The sequence below is a fragment of the Hylemonella gracilis genome (genome assembly GCF_004328645.1).
Taxonomy (GTDB): domain Bacteria; phylum Pseudomonadota; class Gammaproteobacteria; order Burkholderiales; family Burkholderiaceae_C; genus Hylemonella; species Hylemonella gracilis_B.
On record NZ_CP031395.1, the window covers coordinates 153,854 to 171,586 of the forward strand.

Below are 17,733 nucleotides of genomic sequence, written 5' to 3' on the forward strand. Positions count from 1 at the left end.
ACTCACGCAGTGGATGCAGGTGGCGCCTGGATGCCATCAATGGCCGCATGATGACGGCCTCATGGGAACAGGCTGAATTCGGCGATCAGCGGCAGATGGTCTGACATGCGCCACCAGGCGCGGCCTCGCGGCACCTGAACCCGCAGGGGCGTCAGGCCGCGCACATAGACATAGTCCAGTTGCACCAGGGGCAGGCGTGCCGGGAAGGTCGGGTGCGCGGCGGGTTCCCAGGTCCGCAGCCCCATGGCTTCGAAATGCCGGTGCACGCGCTCGCCCCAGTCGTTGAAATCACCGGCCACGACCAGTGGCGCCTCGGGCGGTATCTCCCGGCGGATGTACTGGTCCAACTGCGCGGCCTGCCGCACGCGGCTGGCCCGGATCAGCCCCAGGTGCACAACCAGCACATGCACGCCGTGCCCATGCACAGACACCAGGCCGTGGAGCAAGCCGCGCTGCTCGAAACGATGGTCCGACATGTCCTCGTGTCCGGCGGCCAGCACAGGCCAGCGCGACAACATGGCGTTGCCGTGCTCGCCATGGCGGGTGTAGGCATTCGTGCGGTAGATGGCTTCATACCCCTCGGGGGCGAGGTAATCGGCCTGAGGCAGCTCCGGCCAGCGGCTGAAATGCGCAGCCTCGCGGTGGTTGAGCTTGCGCACCTCCTGCAGGCAGACGATGTCCGCGTCCAGCTGTTCAACGGCCAGGCTCAGGTTATGGATCTCCAGCCGACGGCGCGGCCCCAATCCCAGCACACCCTTGTGGATGTTGTACGTGGCCACCCGCAGGGTCGTGGTCTGATGGCCGGACGGGGATTCGGCGGAACCTGGGCGTGACGCGGACTGCATGCCCGCATTTTTTCACGACTCAGCCGCAGGGCCCCCAGACAGGTCGGCGAAGCGAGGCAGCAACAGGCAGGCTTCGGCGTTGCTGGGTGACGCGCACACCTCGGCCGCTTCACGCCACGGCAGCCATTGGTAGGCCCGATGTTCGCGGGGTGCGAGCCTGATCGAGGTCCCCGCGGGCACGCACAGGCTGAACAGATGCTCGGTGTTGTGCGTCACGCCCGGGGCATACCGCTTGCGCCACCAGGGGTAGATCTCATAGACGTTTTCCAGCTCCCAATCGATCAGCCCCTGAGGCAACTGACGGGCATCGATGCCGGTTTCCTCGTGCACTTCGCGCCACGCGGTGGTCGCGTAAGGCTCGTCCACATGGTCTTTGGAACCCGTGACCGATTGCCAGTAATCGGGCTCGTCGGCGGGCGTGTCAGCGCGCTGGATCAGCAGCACCTCCAGGGCCGGCGTGTGGATGAGCACCAGCACGGACTGCGGGATCTTGTTGCCATGATTCTGAAACTGAACCATCGTCACGCTCCGTTACCGAGGGTGAGCCACCGCGAGGAAACTCAGCCCACCGGCAAATTCAGGCCCGCGGCCCGGTCGCGTGAAATCTGTCCACCCACGTTGACCAGCCGGTCGTGCTGGTGCTCCTGCAACAACGCATCCAGGTCCTGGGCCTGGGCGGCCTGCTCCAGCACACCCGCCGCACACTGCCTGAGCCAGGCCGTGGAGAGCCGGCACAGCATGCTCGACGACGGCGCAGCGCCAGCCGACGCCCCCAGCGACACGGCCACCGGCACGCCAATGACGGCGTCGATCAAGGCCGTCTGCGCGCCAAATCCCACGGGCTGGAACTTGCGCCGATCCAGATCGAGCATCGGTCCCAGCGCGTCGACGCGCAGCGCGAGTTCACGCTCGCCACCATCGTCGAGCGCCACCCGCACGATGATCAGTTGCCGGTCCGGATGGGCCGCGCGCTGCACCTGCGCGGTCCGGGCCGTCGCGGTGAGCTCGTCCCCACCGTCGCGCGCCCGTCCGTCCTCGGCAGACGCATCGTCCCCCCGGTGCTGACCGGCATCGTTGCGCACGATGCTGCGCAAGTCGAGCAAGGGACAGACGCGGTTGCCAATCGGCGCCAGACCGAGAAAAGGCAGGCGCGCCGGCCCAGCCCCGCGGGCGGTCGCATCTGGCATGGCGGCCACGACCTGAGTCGAGTCGATACCCAGCCAATAGCTGCCGAGCATGAAGGTCGCCATCTGCACGCGCTGCGCCATGTCCACCCGCAGATCCTGGTTTTCCGGGGCAGGCACGGTGGCAGCCGCCGGTTTGCGCTCGCACAGATGCCGCAGGGCCAGACAGCTCAAGCCATGGTCATAACCGTCCCGCGCGCGAAACTCGCGGTACCCCGCGCCGCGCGCCACGCCCACGCCATGCAGGTGGCCCGCCAGATTGACCATGCGCCCGCCGGTGCGGCAAGACTCGATCGCCCCTTCGGCCTGCAAGATGGCCAGAACCTCGTGGCGCCCCTGGGCCCGCACCAGATGATCCCGACTGTCGATGAAAGCCAGCATGTCACGCTCGCCACACCCCTCGGCACAATCGCTCAGTATGGACTGGAGTTGTTGCGCGGCATCCCAGACGACGGCAATGCCGCCCAGGCTGGCACCCGTCAGGCCGCCTGAAGCGGCCGTGGGGTCTCGCACCGCCGCCGCATAGATGAAGGTCGAGCCCTCTTCATAAAAACGACTGGGCGCGTACCCGCTGACCACGTACTCCTGCGCACTGGACAGGCGCAGGCAACGCGCCACCCACTCCTCGTCCAGGATCGTGCCGACCAGGGCCTGCTGCGCGGCGTTGGAAACCGCCATCACCTGCCCCTGGCGATCGAACAACACCAGGCTGCTGTACACGGTATAGAGCGCGTTGATGTCCCGCAGCACGGTCGTGGCCTGTTCGCAGCCCACCCGACCCGCGGCCAGGGTTTCGGCGAATTGCGGCGTAAGCGCCCACCAACGGCAGTCATTGGCACGCTCATACAGATTGCGATCCAGAATCTGCATGGCCAGATCGGCCCGGCTCTGACCATCGCGCAAGATGGAGCGGGTCACCACGCCATAGAGATCCTCCAGTGCGCTGGAAAAAGCCCGCGCGGTCTTGCGCGCGGTGGCACCAATTTCCGACAGCAAGGTCTTTGCGAACAGCAGGTCACGCGGCGCGGCCGCCTCGCTGCGACCCTGCGCGCCCTCCTGCATCTGATTGATTTCAAGCAGGCCATTCCAGACCGAGCGCTCCAGCGCCGACTGGATGGCCACCGAGCGCCGTGGAATCTCACGCAGCTCATCAGACAGGAAATCCGCGTTGCCTGCCAGTTCCTTGATCAAGATGCTGTGCTCCGAGCCCGTCGCTTCGTCGAAAGCCACGTCCAGCGGCAGCAAGGCCAGACCACGCCAATCCGGCCCCCCATAGCCCTGAAAACTGCGGGCCTCGCGCACAACGGCGAGGTACCGGCGACTGAAATGCTGCAGCATGAAGGCTCCCGAGGCCTGTCCCGGCGGCAGGTCCCAGCGCACCTGCCAGCCCAGGGGCAACTGGTGCGTGTCGCTGGACGCCAGCACCCCGCCACGCGCATCCACCAGGGCCAGCACCACATCCCCGCCGTGCTCACGGTCATTGCCCTGAATGGAGGCAAAAAGGGCCGGCATTTCATCCGACATCTTGAAAGCCAGCACCAACACGCCCACCACCCGACCCTCCACCTCCACCCGATGGGCGTAGGACAGCGAGGGCTGACTTTGTCCAATAAAGCCACGGACAGCGTAATCCTCGGTATAGGGCGCGTCGCTGGCCATGACCTGGCGCAGGAACGCCACATCGTCGGCCTGCACGGGTTCGCCCAGGGCCGTACCCTCCTCGTGCAAAGCGGCAGCCAGGCGGCAATCCGCGTCGAACAGATAGATGTTGCCGTAGACGGTGTACTTGCTGGCGTACTGGCGCAAGCGACTGGCGATCAGCTCAGGACGACGCTCCTGGACGGATGCGCTCAGGAAATCGGCCACGCCGACATCGGTCGAAAAGAAGCCGATGTCGGCGGTACGCTCGAAAAGGTTGCGCACCAGCACGTCGATGCAGATCTGCGCGCGGCTGTTCAAGTCGTCCACGCAGTTGTGCACGGCCTCCGCGGCCAGACCATGCATCAGTTCGACGGACAGGGAGGAAAAGTCCAGCCGGGCCCGCGCCAGATCACCGCCGGACGAGGCATTCGACGACAACAGAGAGAGGGAGGACAAGAGGGAAAGATGGTCCCAGGCGTTCTCGACAAGGCGCAGTTCCTGACGCTGGCGTTCGACGCCCGGCATATAACGCAACCATTGCTCCGGCGCGGGCAAGGTATGGGTGATCGGCATGAAACCCCTCCCCGGGTTTTTCAAAATGTAACAAGCATACAAGAGCAGTGTGACATTTCGCTCAAATCCTTGAGTAAGCAAGCAAATCAGTCTGATTGGATTGAGATAAGACAACATCCGCATAAAGACGCGCGCTTCATTTTCCACCGCCGCTGCGGAAATCTCCATACGCCATAGGGCGTATGCACGAGGCATGCCCGGAAGGCCTTTTGCGCGGACCCCATGAAAAAAGGCGTCCGAAGACGCCTTTTGCCATCATGTTGTCACCCCAACGCGCCTCGGTAAGCCTGCGCGTGGCACTGTTCACCGGTGCCGCAAGGCCTGGGAGCCGCGATGCCCCGACCCGCCTGCGGGAAGGCCTGATGGGGCCCCAGCGGGCTCACGCTGGCTGCGAATTGCGCAGCTTGATGTGCAGTTCTCGCAACTGCTTTTCGTCCACCGGGCTCGGTGCCTGGGTCAACAGGCACTGCGCCCGCTGGGTCTTGGGGAAGGCGATCACATCGCGGATGGACTCAGCGCCCGTCATCAGCGTGACGATGCGGTCCAGACCAAAGGCCAGGCCGCCGTGCGGCGGGGCGCCGTATTGCAACGCGTCGAGCAGGAACCCGAATTTCAGGCGCTGCTCATCGGGGCCGATCTTGAGCGCATCGAACACCTTGGCCTGCACATCGGCACGGTGGATGCGCACCGAGCCACCGCCGATTTCCCAGCCGTTGAGCACCATGTCGTAACCCTTGGCGATGCACTTCTCGGGATCGGTCACCATCCAGTCCTCGTGACCATCCTTCGGGGCCGTGAAGGGATGGTGCACGGCGGTGTAGCGCTGGGCCTCCTCATCGAATTCGAACATGGGGAAGTCCACCACCCACATCGGCGCCCAGCGGGCCTCGAACAGGCCGCTCTTCTTGCCGAACTCGCTGTGGCCAACCTTGAGGCGCAGCGCACCGATGGCATCGTTGACGATCTTGGCCTTGTCCGCGCCGAAGAAAATCAGGTCCCCATCCCGGGCACCCGTGCGCTTCAGGATCTCGGCGATGGCGGCGTCGTGCAGATTCTTGACGATAGGCGACTGCAGACCATCACGGCCCTTGGCGGCTTCGTTGACCTTGATCCAGGCCAGGCCCTTGGCGCCGTAGATCTTGACGAACTCGGTGTAACCGTCGATCTCGCCGCGACTCATCTCGCCGCCGCCAGGCACGCGCAAGGCAACCACACGTCCGCCCTTGCTCTGCGCGGGTGTGGAAAAAACCTTGAAGTCCACGTCTTTCATCACGTCCGTCAGCTCGGTGAATTCGAGCTTGACGCGCAGATCGGGCTTGTCCGAACCATAGCGGTACATGGCCTCGGAGTAGGCCATGACCGGGAACTCGCCCAGGTCGATACCCAACACGTTCTGGAACACCGTCTTGATCATGCCCTGGAACATGTCTCGGATGTCCTGCTCAGACAGGAAGGAGGTCTCGATATCGATCTGGGTGAACTCGGGCTGGCGATCGGCACGCAAGTCCTCGTCGCGGAAGCACTTGGTGATCTGGTAGTAGCGATCGAACCCCGCCACCATCAGCAACTGCTTGAAGAGTTGAGGGGACTGTGGCAGCGCGAAGAACATGCCATCGTGCACGCGGCTGGGCACCAGGTAGTCGCGCGCGCCTTCGGGCGTGCTCTTGGTCAGCATGGGCGTCTCGACGTCGATGAAGCCATTCGCATCCAGGAACTTGCGCACTTCCATGGCCACGCGGTAGCGCAGCATCAGGTTGTTCTGCATGTAGGGGCGGCGCAGGTCGAGCACGCGGTGCGTGAGACGCGTGGTTTCGGACAGGTTTTCGTCGTCCAGCTGGAAAGGCGGCGTGACACTGGGGTTCAGCACTTTCAGCTCATGGCACAGCACCTCGATCTTGCCGCTCTTCAGACCGTCGTTCGTGGTGCCGGCGGGACGAGCGCGCACCAGGCCCTTGATCTGCACGCAGAATTCATTGCGCAGGTCCTCGGCGATCTTGAACATCTCGGGACGGTCCGGATCGCAGACGACCTGGACATACCCTTCGCGGTCACGCAGGTCCACGAAGATCACGCCGCCATGGTCGCGCCGACGGTTGACCCAGCCACACAAGGTGACGGTCTGACCCAGCAGGGCCTCGGTCACCAGACCGCAGTAATGGGAGCGCATGGACATGGAAAATTTCTCTTTCTAGCTCGTTCTGATAAGGAGATGGGATCGGAAAGGCACCACGCGCTGAGCTCAGGTCGGATCGGAGGATCCGATTTGCACCTTGGTGCCGGGCGCGATCACGCCCATGGAAATCACGTAGGTCAGGGCTTCGTCCACGCTCATCGACAGCACCACGCAATCCGCGCGGGGCAGCATGACGAAATAGCCCCCCGTGGGGTTGGGCGTGGTGGGAACGAAAACGCTCAGATAGTCGCCCTGCAAGTGATTCACCAAGTCGCCCCCAGGCATGCCAGTCACGAATCCGATGGTCCACATGCCCGGTCGAGGCCACTGCACGAGCACGGCCTGCCGGAAGGCATTGCCCTTCTCGGAAAACAGCGTGTCCGATACCTGTTTGACACCGGAGTAGACGGAGCGAACCACGGGGATGCGCTGCAGCAAGGCATTGCCCCAGGCAAGCAGTTGGTTGCCAATGAAGTTGGAGGCCATGGCACCGATCGCCAGCACGACCACCACGGCGAAGATCACGCCCAATCCGGGAATGTGAAAGCCCAGCAAGGTGTCCGGATGCCAGGCGCTGGGCAGGATGCGCAGGGTCTGATCCAGCGTGCCAACGACCCAGTTCAGCACCCACAAGGTGATGATGAGCGGCACCAGCACGAGCAGCCCGGCCAGCAGCCATTTTCGGAACTTCACCATCACGGAAGAACTCCTGCCATCTTCAATGTCCTTTGCCATCATGCACGCCGGTCCGAGCCACCCGGCTCAAGCGCAGCCGCATCCCGAGCCACAGCTGTGACCCGATGCCGACGCAGCCGTTGTCGTGCCCCCACCCCCACCATCGGAAGGGCCGGAACCGGAACCACCACCTCCACCCGAATCGCCGGGAGAGCCACCGCCGCCGGAGGAGCCTCCGGACGAATCGGAGCCCCCGCCACCCGAACCTCCTCGGAAATCCGTGACGTACCAGCCGCTGCCCTTGAGCTGAAAACCAGCCGCCGTGACCTGCTTGCTGAATGTTGCCTTGCCGCAATTCGGGCAGACCGTCAGCGGTTCATCGGAAATCTTTCGCAAAACGTCCTTGGCAAGGCCGCAGGCGCTGCACTTGTAGGCGTAGATAGGCATGGCGCGATGTAACTCTGGAACGATGTCGATGAAAAATGATCTGCCGAGATGATCAGGCGATCAGCGGTCCACCTTGAAGTTGGTGAACGTACGCGTGATCAGACGCATGGTGGTGGCGTCCGGCGTGTCCGGCGCGATCATGGAAGCCAGCCCTGCCGCGTCCGGGAACACGGCCGGGTCCTTGGCCAGCAGCGGATTGACGAACTTCATGCTCGCCTTGTTCGGGTTGGCATAGAACACAGCGTTGGTCAGCGAGGCATGCACTTCGGGACGCAGGATGTAGTTGATGAACTTGTGCGCATTCTCAGGATGCTTGGCATCCTTCGGGATGGCCAGCGTGTCGAAGAACAGCAGGCCGCCCATCTTGGGCAGCATCACCTGCAGATTCTGGGGCTTGCCGGCCTCGTTCGACTTGTCTTTGGCGATCATGATGTCGCCGGACCACCCAACCACGGCGCAGAGCTGACCGCTGGCCATCTGGTCAATGTAGTCAGATCCCGAACCGGCGAAGCGACCCACGTAAGGGCGGACGGCCTTGAGCATCTTGCCGGCCTCGGCATAGTCCGCCGCGCTCTTGCTGCGCGGATCCTTGCCGATGTACTTGAGCGCGATCGGCAGGATCTCGGACGCGGTGTCGAGAAAGGAGATGCCGCATTTCTGCAGCTTGGAAGCGTACTCGGGCTTGAACACCAAGTCCCAGGTGTTCGCCGGCAGGGGGGTGCCGCCGAGGGCTTTCTTGACCTGGTCGACGTTGATGCCCACCGTGGTGTAGCCCCAGAGCCAGTCCACCAGGTGCTCATTGCCTGGATCCACCTTGGCCAGCTGGGCCTGGATGGCGGGATCGAGGTTCTTCAGATTGGGGAGCCTGGACTTGTCCAGCTTCATCAGCAGGCCGCCCTGGATCTGCAGCTTCGCAAAGTGCGAGCCGGGCACCACGATGTCGTAGCCGGACATGCCCGCCATCAGCTTGGCGTGCAAGGCCTCATTGCTGTCGAAGTTGTCGTAATTGACCTTGATGCCGGTTTCCTTCTGGAAATTGGCAATGGTGTCCTCAGCGATGTAATCGGCCCAGTTGTAAATATTGAGCACCGGTTCCTCGGCGGCCTCCACACGGGAGACCAGGCCCGTGAAACCGGTGACTGCCAACGCCATGGCCGCGACAAAAACGCGGAACCGAGGGGTCAAAGTCTTCATGTTCATCAATCCTTTCGAGCAACGAGCAGGCGGTGAAAATACGGATGCTGAAAGCGCCGAGCGGTTTCAGGTGAAACCCCGGGATTATCCGGTGAAATCCTAGCGGCCCTGGAAAAAACCGGCGAACGCACCGGCCATCGCCGGCCAGTTCCAGAGGGCTTGCATCAGCAGCACTCCTGTTGCAAAACCGATGCCTGCCGCCACCAGGATCTGCAGCAGCCGGCGGGTGGCTCGTTGCTCCGCGAGCAAAGCCTCCAGTGTCCGCCGGCCGCCACCCGTCGCCCCCAGGCCCGAGTGGTCGCGCAGGAAGTCGTGCAGCAAGCGCGGCAATTCAGGCAGTAGCTTGGCGTAGCGCGGCGCCTGATTCTTGAGTTCAGCCCAGAGGCGCTTGGGCCCGATCTGGTCGGCCATCCACTTTTCCAGGAAAGGCTTGGCCGTGCTCCAGAGGTCCAGATCCGGATCGAGGTCGCGCCCCAGGCCCTCGATGTTGAGCAGCGTCTTCTGCAGCAGCACCAGTTGCGGCTGGATTTCGACGTTGAAACGGCGCGAGGTCTGGAACAGGCGCATCAACACCATGCCGAGCGAGATTTCCTTCAGCGGCCGGTCGAAATAGGGCTCGCAGACGGAGCGCACCGCCGCCTCCAACTCGTTGACCCGGGTCTCGGGTGGTACCCAGCCGCTCTCGATGTGCAACTCGGCCACGCGCTTGTAATCGCGGCGGAAAAAGGCCGTGAAGTTCTGCGCCAGGTATTCCTTGTCGAATTCCGTCAGCGTGCCCACGATGCCGAAATCGAGCGAGATGTAACGGCCGAAAGTGGCCGGATCCGTGCTGACGAAGATGTTGCCGGGATGCATGTCCGCATGAAAGAAGCCGTCGCGGAACACCTGCGTGAAGAAAATCGTTACACCGTCGCGCGCCAGCTTCTTCAGATCCACGCCTGCCTCGCGCAGGCGTTGCGTCTGGCTGATCGGGATGCCCTGCATGCGTTCCATCACGATCACGTCGGCGTGGCAGTAGTCCCAGAACATCTCCGGGATCAGCACCAGGTTCAGCCCGGCCATGTTGCGTCGCAGCTGGGCGGCACTGGCGGCCTCGCGCACGAGGTCCAGTTCATCGTGCAGGTAACTGTCGAATTCCGCCACCACCTCGCGAGGTTTCAGGCGTCGGCCGTCGGCCGACAGCCCCTCTATCCAGGCCGCCATCCATCGCATCAGCGCCAGATCTTTCTCGATGACGGACAGCATGTTGGGGCGCAGCACCTTGACGGCCACCTCGCGTCCGACGTGCTGGCCGTCCTTGCCGCGCAGGCGGGCGAAGTGCACCTGGGCAATCGAGGCGCTGGCCACCGGCTCGCGCTGGAACTCACTGAAAATGCTGTCCAGTGGCTGGCGAAAAGACCGTTCGATGGTGGCGACCGCCACCTCGGGGCTGAACGGCGGTACGCGGTCCTGCAGCTTGGCCAGTTCCTCGGCGATGTCTGGCGGCAGCAGGTCGCGCCGGGTGGACAGCACCTGGCCGAACTTCACGAAGATGGGGCCCAGACGCTCCAGGGCCTCGCGCAGACGCACACCGCGCGGTTTGTTCAAGGGTCGGCCAAAGGCCACGATGCGCGCGGCCACACGCAGCCAGGGTTTGCGGAAACTGGACAGCACCAGTTCGTCCAGACCGTAACGCAGCACGATCCAGACAATGTAAGCACCGCGCAGAAACCGACTGGCCAGCCCGATCATGGCTGTGCTCCAGCTCCGTCCGAAAAAGCAGGGACCCCGGAGCGAGCCGGCAACCAGGCACGCAAGGCCTGCGCCGCGCGCCGCGCGGCCTGGGCCAGGCTGTGGGCCGGCGCGTCGCCGATCAGACGCGCCAGATCCTCTTCGATGTCCCAGCGCAGGTGCTCGGTGAGCCAACTCAGCTCGGACGCCAAGGCCACGTGGCCTTCGATGCGCACGGAGGGCTGCTCACCCGCGAGCAAGGCCTGCGCCACGGCCAAGGGTGACGTTTCCGTCACGGTCAGCGTCAAATCCGGAACCCGGGCATCCACAGTCGGCTCGGCATCCGCCAGGTCAAACAGCCCTGCCGGCGTGCACCGAAGCATGAAACCGAGGTCGCGCCACTGGAACAGAATCGCCCGCCCCTGCTGGCGCGCCAGACGGGTCATGGCCTCGGGCTCTTGCATCAGCACATGATTGAGCAGCAGCACGACACGGCGCTGCACCTCCCGTACCGCCCAAGCCGGGGGCTGGGGCAAGCGATCAAGTGACGGAAGTGGCAGGGGAAAAGGCGGCTTCGGCAGAACACCGAGCAGCTTTTGCGCGGCGTCTGCAAGCATGGACAAAGGGGACGACTGCATAAGCCCCCGATTATTCCCGGTTCTGTCCCCGCGTCCGCACGCACGACTCACAAATCGAGGCAACAGTGGCGCTGGCTTCGCCGGACCGCTGGGTGCGCCCCGAGGGAGTGGCGCTGCAAAAGAACGGAACGCAAGCGGGAGGACGCGCCTATTTACTGCAGGGCCTGCACACCCGCGACCAACCATCCGCGGCTGCCGTCGCGCGGCTTGGTCATGTTCCAGACCTCGCGGAAAGGGCTGGGGCCGCTGTGGCGATCCTCGCGCACCATGCCGGAGAACTCCACGCTGGCCATGTATTCGCCGCCCATCTCCTCGATGCCGAGCAACTGCGCCTGCAGCATCTGGACTTCGGTCAGGTTGGGTTCACCGCTGGACAGGCGCTCGCGCTCAGCAAGCTGGGCGCTGATCTCCGCCAGCATCTCGTCGGTCATCATGGAGCGCAGAGTCACCATGTCGGCCTTGTCCCAGGCGGCCTGCAAGTGAATAAAGTTGCTCTTGGCCACCTTCAGGAAACTCTCGACATCAAAACCGGCGGGAACGCTCCAGTCCGCGGCCTTTCCGTTCAAGGCCGAACCGATGACCACGCCCTGAGCCGAGCCGGCCGCCGTGGTGCTGGCGCCTTGCTCCCAGGGGCGCGCGGATGCATCGTTGCCCACGTTCTCGGGGAAGTAGGCTGAGGGAATGGTCGCCACGCCAGCGCCGCCCTGCCCCTGGAAGGCATAGCTGTTGCGCGAGGCCGTCGCCGCAGCGCGGGGACGGAGCAACCAGCGCATCGCCACAAAGGCCAAGAGCAGAACCAGCGCGATCAGCAGGAATTGGCCGAAGGCCGCGCCCAGCCCCAGGCTGCTGGCCAGCCAGGCCAAGCCCAGGCCTGCCGCCAAGCCCCCCAGCAAACCCATGCCGGTACGGCGAGCCGGCGCTGTCGCCGCACCGGCCGCAGAAGCGGCGGGAACCGCCGCGCCTGCGGCGCTTGCGGGACTTCCCCCCGAAGCGGCGGCGTTCTGCGCGGACGAAGGCGGTGCCGTGGGCGTCGCTGCAGGGGATTGGGCAGGGGTCGCGTCGCGACGCGCCACATTGCCGGACTGCTTGCCGACGGAAACACCACCACCCAGGCGACGGGCCTCGGCCTCCGTCGAACCGAGCGCCACCATCAAGCCCAAGGCGAGGGACAAGACCAGAGCCCCACCCCGCTTCACCTCATTCAACCCGCGCTTCATGCACCAACCCCCAAACAAAACTACCGACAACTACGAATGCCGAACCGTATCAGGTCTTGATTCCAACATGCAAGGCGACCACACCACCCGTCAGGTTATGGAAGTCCACATGGCCGAATCCGGCTTTGTGCATCAGGGCCTTGAGTTCCTCCTGCCCCGGGTGCATGCGGATGGACTCGGCCAGATACCGGTAGCTGTTCGCGTCGCCGGCGACGAACTTGCCCAGCAGGGGCAGCACCTTGAAAGAGTACCAGTCATAGGCCTTTTCCAGCGGCGGTGCGACCTTGGAGAACTCCAGCACCAGCAGGCGGCCGCCGGGCTTGAGCACACGGCGCATTTCGGCCAGGGCAGCGTCCTTGTGGGTCATGTTGCGCAGGCCGAAGGCCACGCTGACGAGATCGAAATGCCCATCGGGGAAGGGCAGCTTCTCCGCATCGCAGACCACCGTGGGCAGCACCACGCCGGCGTCGAGCAGGCGGTCACGCCCGGTGCGCAGCATGGCTTCGTTGATGTCGGTGTGGACCACCTGACCGCGCGTGCCCACCTGACGGGCAAAGGCGAGCGCGAGGTCGCCCGTGCCACCTGCGATGTCCAGCGCCCGCTGGCCTTCCTTGAGATTGGCCACCATGACGGTGTAGCGCTTCCAGAGCCGGTGCAAGCCTCCGGACATCAGGTCGTTCATCACGTCATACCTGGACGCGACGGAATCGAACACGCCGCGCACGCGCCGTGCTTTTTCGGTCTCGTCGACCGTTTCGAAACCAAAATGGGTCTGGCTCATGGTTCGCCCTGCTTCAATGGTGGTGACCGCAGGCATGACCCCCGTGGCCATGGACCCCGCTGGCCGCCATGGGCGCGTCGCGGCCCAGACCCGCAGCCTGCAGCTTGGCCTCGTACTCGGTCCAGAGTCGTGACTCCTGCGAGCCAAGGAAATAAAGATAGTCCCAGGTGTAAAGGCCACTGTTGTGGCCATCACTGAAAGCCGGCTGCACGGCATAGTTGCCCACCGGTTCCAGCCCCACCAGTTCCACCTCGCGCTTGCCGGTTTGCAGGACTTCCTGCCCCGGACCATGCCCTTGCACCTCGGCTGACGGCGAGTAGACCCGCATCAGCTCGAAGGGGATGCGAAAAATCTTGCCATCCGTGAACGCCACTTCAAGCACGCGCGATTTGCCGTGCACCGTCATATTCAGCGGCTTCGGCGCACCCGCTTTCAAACCAGCCATCTGTGAGTCTCCTCCAAACTTGCGCGTGTCAGACCAGCACGCGCTCGATACCGCCAGCGTTGGCCGCGGCGACGTATTTCGGCATCCAGTCCTCGCCGAGGATCTTGCGTGCCATCTCGACCACGATGTAGTCGGCTTCCAGCAGGCCATTGTCCAGGTCATTGCCGTAGCGATTCAGGCCCTGCAGGCAGCTCGGGCAGCTCGTGAGGATCTTCAGGTCGTCCTTCGGTCCCACCAGGCCGGTCTCGCGCAACGCGGCCTCGCCCTTCTTGAGCTCTTCCTCTTTGCGAAAACGTACCTGGGTCGAAATGTCGGGCCGAGTGACGCCGAAAGTGCCACTCTCGCCGCAGCAACGCTCGCTCTTGACCACGTTCGGGCCGACCAGGGCCTTGACCGTCTTCATCGGTTCCTGCTGCTTGAGCGGCGTGTGGCAGGGATCGTGGTACAGGTAGGCACCGTCGCCTTCGAGTTTCAGCCCCTTTTCGAGCAGGAACTCATGGATGTCGATGATGCGGCAGCCGGGGAAGATGTCCTCGAACTTGTAACCCTGGAGCTGGTCGTAGCAGGTGCCACAGCTCACCACCACGGTCTTGATGTCCAGGTAATTGAGCGTGTTGGCCACCCGGTGGAAGAGCACGCGGTTGTCGGTGATGATCTGCTCGGCCTTGTCGAACTGCCCGCTGCCACGCTGCGGATAGCCGCAGCAGAGGTAGCCCGGCGGCAGCACGGTCTGCACACCCGCGTGCCAGAGCATGGCCTGGGTGGCCAGGCCCACTTGGCTGAACAGGCGTTCCGAGCCGCAGCCCGGGAAATAGAACACAGCCTCGGTCTCTGCCGTCGTCCGCGCTGCGTCGCGGATGATGGGCACATAGTTCTTGTCCTCGATGTCCAGCAGCGCACGCGCGGTCTTCTTGGGCAGGCCACCCGGCAGCTTCTTGTTGATGAAGTGGATCACCTGCTCCTTGATCGGCGGCATGCCCACCGTGGCGGCGGGCTTGGCGGTCTGCGCGCGGGTGAGCCGGCGCAGCAGGTCGTTGGCCAGACGCTGGGCCTTGAAGCCCACCCCGACCATGGCGCCGCGCATCAACTTGATGGTGTCCGGATTGGTTGCGTTCAGGAAGAACATGGCCGCCGCGTTGCCGGGGCGGAAGCGCTTCTTGCCCATCTTGCGCAGCAGGTTGCGCATGTTCATGGTCACGTCGCCGAAGTCGATCTTGACCGGGCAGGGCGACTCGCACTTGTGGCAGACCGTGCAATGATCGGCCACGTCCTCGAACTCCTGCCAGTGCTTGATGCTGACGCCGCGGCGAGTCTGCTCCTCGTAGAGGAAGGCCTCGACCAGCAGCGAGGTGGCGAGAATCTTGTTGCGCGGCGAATACAGCAGGTTGGCGCGCGGCACATGGGTCGCGCAGACCGGCTTGCACTTGCCGCAGCGCAGGCAGTCCTTGATGCTGTCGGCGATGGCACCAATGTCACTCTGCTGCATGATCAGCGATTCGTGCCCCATCAGGCCGAAGCTGGGCGTGTAGGCCTGGCTCAGATCGGCGGCGTGCATGTCCTCGTCGTCCTGCGCGACCGGCAGGTGTCGCAGCAGCTTGCCCTTGTTGAAACGCCCCTGCGGGTCGATCCGGGCTTTGTAGTCGGCGAAGGGTTGCAGCTCCTCGTCGGTCAGGAACTCCAGCTTGGTGATGCCGATGCCATGCTCGCCCGAGATCACGCCATCGAGCGAACGCGCGAGCTTCATGATGCGCGCCACCGCCTCGTGGGCGGTCTGCAGCATCTCGTAGTCGTCGCTGTTGACGGGAATGTTGGTGTGCACATTGCCGTCACCGGCGTGCATGTGCAGCGCCACCCACACGCGACCCTTGAGCACGCGCTTGTGGATGGCATTGCATTCGTCCAGCAACGGCTGGAAGGCCCCGCCGGTGAAGATGGCCTGCAGGGGCTGGCGGACCTGGGTCTTCCAGCTAGCGCGCAGTTCATGGCTCTGCAGTTGCGGGAACAGCGCATCGACGCGCTGGAGCCAGTCCAGCCATTGCGCACGCACCGTGCGCACCAGCGTCAGCGCCTGGCTGGCGCGCTCGGACAGCAGTTCCGCCGCCGAGACTTCGCTGCCGTCGTCCGCCGCCTGCTTGCCTGCCTTGAGCAGCGCCGCCAGGTCCGGGCGCTGGAAGAAGGCATCCAGCTCGTCCGCCAGCTTCAGCTTGTTGCGCAGGCTCAGTTCGATGTTGATGCGCTCGATGCCGTCGGTGTACTCGGCCATGCGCGGCAGCGGAATCACCACGTCTTCGTTGATCTTGAAGGCGTTGGTGTGCTTGCTGATGGCCGCAGTGCGCTTGCGGTCGGCCCAGAACTTCTTGCGGGCTTCGGGGCTGATCGCCGTGAAGCCTTCGCCGCTGCGCGAATTCGCCATGCGCACGACCTCGCTGGCGGCGCGCGCCACATGGTCGGGATCGTCGCCCACGATGTCGCCGATCAGCACCATCTTGGGCAAGCCGCCGCGCTTGCTCTTGGTGGCGTAACCCACCGCCTTCAGGTAGCGGTCATCCAGGTGTTCGAGGCCGGCGAGCAGCGTCCCGCTGCGTTTTTGCTCGGCGAACATGAAGTCCTTGATCTCGACGATCGACGGCACGGCGTCCTTGGCGTGGCCGAAAAACTCCAGGCAGACCGTGCGGGTGTGCTCGGGCATGCGGTGCACCACCCAGCGCGCGCTGGTGATCAGGCCATCGCAACCTTCTTTCTGCACGCCGGGCAGGCCGCTGAGGAACTTGTCCGTCACATCCTTGCCCAGACCTTCCTTGCGAAAACGCGGGCCCGGAATGTCCAATCGCTCAGTGCGGCGCAGTTTCTTTCCCGAGGCATCGAAATATTTCAGCTCGAAGCTGGCCACGTCGGCGTCGTGGATCTTGCCCAGGTTGTGGCCGACGCGCGTCACCTCCAGCCACTCGGCCTCGGGCGTGACCATGCGCCAGCTCGCCAGGTTGTCCAGCGCCGTGCCCCAGAGCACGGCCTTCTTGCCGCCCGCGTTCATGGCGATGTTGCCCCCCACGCAGGACGCTTCGGCGCTGGTCGGGTCTACGGCGAAGACAAAACCACCCCGCTCGGCGGCGTCCGCCACGCGCTGCGTGACCACGCCGGCCTCGGTCCAGACCGTTGGGACCGGCTTGTCCAGCCCGGGCAACAGGATCATCTCGACCTCGGTCATGGCCTCCAGCTTCTCGGTGTTGATGACCGCGCTCTTCCAGGTCAACGGAATGGCGCCGCCGGTGTAACCGGTGCCGCCGCCGCGCGGCACGATGGTCAGTCCCAGCTCGATGCAACCACGCACCAGGCCGGCCATCTCTTCCTCGCTGTCGGGCGTGAGCACGACAAAGGGGTATTCCACGCGCCAGTCCGTGGCGTCGGTCACGTGCGACACGCGCGACAGGCCGTCGAACTTGACGTTGTCGCGGGCCGTCAGACGGCACAGCACGCGCTGGGCCTTGCGGCGCAGGGCCTCGACCTCACGAAAGGTCTCATCGAAGGCTTGCACCGCCGCGCGCGCGGCGTTGAGCAACTCGCCCACCAGGGCATCACGCTTGGCATCGAATGAGGGCGCGGCCCCCTCCTGCGCGGCGGCGGTAGGCATGGGCCGTCGGCGCTTCTCCACCTCGCCCAGGCGGTGGTGGAGGGCTTCGACCAGCTGGCCGCGCCGCTTGGGATTGTCCAGGAGGTCGTCCTGCAGGTAGGGATTGCGCTGCACCACCCAGATGTCGCCCAACACCTCATAGAGCATGCGGGCGGAGCGGCCTGTGCGGCGCTCCTCGCGCAACTGGTTCAGTACCTCCCAGGCCCGCGCACCCAGCAAGCGCTGGACGATTTCGCGGTCGGAGTAGGAGGTGTAGTTATAGGGAATTTCGCGGATGCGCTCGTGGTCGTGCGCGCGGACGGCGTCCGCGACGGCGTTTGGCAAGGTCGGTGCGTTCATGAAAGCCTGAAATCTCAGCCCGAAGTTTGCCTGGTAGCAGGTAGCAACACATAAGGCCCACACCGGCTGAAACTGGATGTTACCCCAGCGCCCCAAGCCGGGCTCAGCCCTGTGCCCAACGACCCTGCGCGCATCCCTCCTATGGAAATCCCGGAGCTTGAAGGCTTCGTCATGCGGGCTTAATCCGCTTGTCACAATTGCGCTCTACGCTGCCCGACTTACGCAACCCTTCCTAGGATTGAT

The 17,733-nt window shown here is 64.3% G+C and carries 13 protein-coding genes; all 13 read right to left on the reverse strand.

The window, feature by feature from the left end; translation table 11 throughout:
* Positions 1–59: 59 nt before the first annotated feature.
* Positions 60–845 carry an endonuclease/exonuclease/phosphatase family protein gene (locus DW355_RS00700; RefSeq protein WP_131277009.1) on the reverse strand — a complete coding sequence of 262 codons (786 nt, stop codon included), beginning with the start codon at positions 843–845 and terminating at the stop codon, positions 60–62.
* 12 nt (positions 846–857) lie between these two features.
* Positions 858–1,364 carry a dihydroneopterin triphosphate diphosphatase gene (gene nudB, locus DW355_RS00705; RefSeq protein WP_131277012.1) on the reverse strand — a complete coding sequence of 169 codons (507 nt, stop codon included), beginning with the start codon at positions 1,362–1,364 and terminating at the stop codon, positions 858–860.
* 41 nt (positions 1,365–1,405) lie between these two features.
* Positions 1,406–4,243, reverse strand: coding sequence for a cache domain-containing protein (locus tag DW355_RS00710; protein WP_242671266.1), 2,838 nt, complete (start codon positions 4,241–4,243; stop codon positions 1,406–1,408).
* 379 nt (positions 4,244–4,622) lie between these two features.
* Positions 4,623–6,416 (reverse strand): aspartate--tRNA ligase, encoded by a 1,794-nt coding sequence (gene aspS / locus DW355_RS00715; protein WP_131277015.1) that lies wholly within the window; start codon positions 6,414–6,416, stop codon positions 4,623–4,625.
* Between the two features lie 66 nt (positions 6,417–6,482).
* Complete coding sequence (locus tag DW355_RS00720; RefSeq protein WP_131282111.1) at positions 6,483–7,112, reverse strand: DUF502 domain-containing protein; 630 nt, start codon at positions 7,110–7,112, stop codon at positions 6,483–6,485.
* Positions 7,113–7,178: 66 nt separating this feature from the next.
* Positions 7,179–7,538, reverse strand: coding sequence for an FmdB family zinc ribbon protein (locus DW355_RS00725; RefSeq protein WP_131277018.1), 360 nt, complete (start codon positions 7,536–7,538; stop codon positions 7,179–7,181).
* 60 nt (positions 7,539–7,598) lie between these two features.
* Entirely contained in the window at positions 7,599–8,732 is a 1,134-nt protein-coding gene (locus DW355_RS00730; RefSeq protein ID WP_131277021.1) for a polyamine ABC transporter substrate-binding protein, read from the reverse strand.
* A 99-nt stretch (positions 8,733–8,831) separates the two neighbouring features.
* Complete coding sequence (ubiB, locus tag DW355_RS00735) at positions 8,832–10,463, reverse strand: ubiquinone biosynthesis regulatory protein kinase UbiB (RefSeq protein WP_131277024.1); 1,632 nt, start codon at positions 10,461–10,463, stop codon at positions 8,832–8,834.
* Positions 10,460–11,059 carry a hypothetical protein gene (locus DW355_RS00740; RefSeq protein ID WP_131277026.1) on the reverse strand — a complete coding sequence of 200 codons (600 nt, stop codon included), beginning with the start codon at positions 11,057–11,059 and terminating at the stop codon, positions 10,460–10,462. Before DW355_RS00740 ends, ubiB begins: the two co-directional genes overlap by 4 nt.
* A gap of 173 nt (positions 11,060–11,232) precedes the next feature.
* Positions 11,233–12,231: a Tim44 domain-containing protein gene (locus tag DW355_RS00745; protein ID WP_242671349.1), complete on the reverse strand. Its 999-nt coding sequence runs from the start codon at positions 12,229–12,231 to the stop codon at positions 11,233–11,235.
* A gap of 115 nt (positions 12,232–12,346) precedes the next feature.
* Positions 12,347–13,078 (reverse strand): bifunctional demethylmenaquinone methyltransferase/2-methoxy-6-polyprenyl-1,4-benzoquinol methylase UbiE, encoded by a 732-nt coding sequence (gene ubiE, locus DW355_RS00750; RefSeq protein ID WP_131277031.1) that lies wholly within the window; start codon positions 13,076–13,078, stop codon positions 12,347–12,349.
* A gap of 13 nt (positions 13,079–13,091) precedes the next feature.
* Positions 13,092–13,523, reverse strand: a complete 432-nt coding sequence (locus DW355_RS00755; RefSeq protein ID WP_131277035.1) for a gamma-butyrobetaine hydroxylase-like domain-containing protein — start codon at positions 13,521–13,523, stop codon at positions 13,092–13,094.
* A gap of 28 nt (positions 13,524–13,551) precedes the next feature.
* Positions 13,552–17,490: a DUF3683 domain-containing protein gene (locus DW355_RS00760; RefSeq protein WP_131277038.1), complete on the reverse strand. Its 3,939-nt coding sequence runs from the start codon at positions 17,488–17,490 to the stop codon at positions 13,552–13,554.
* Positions 17,491–17,733: the final 243 nt, after the last annotated feature.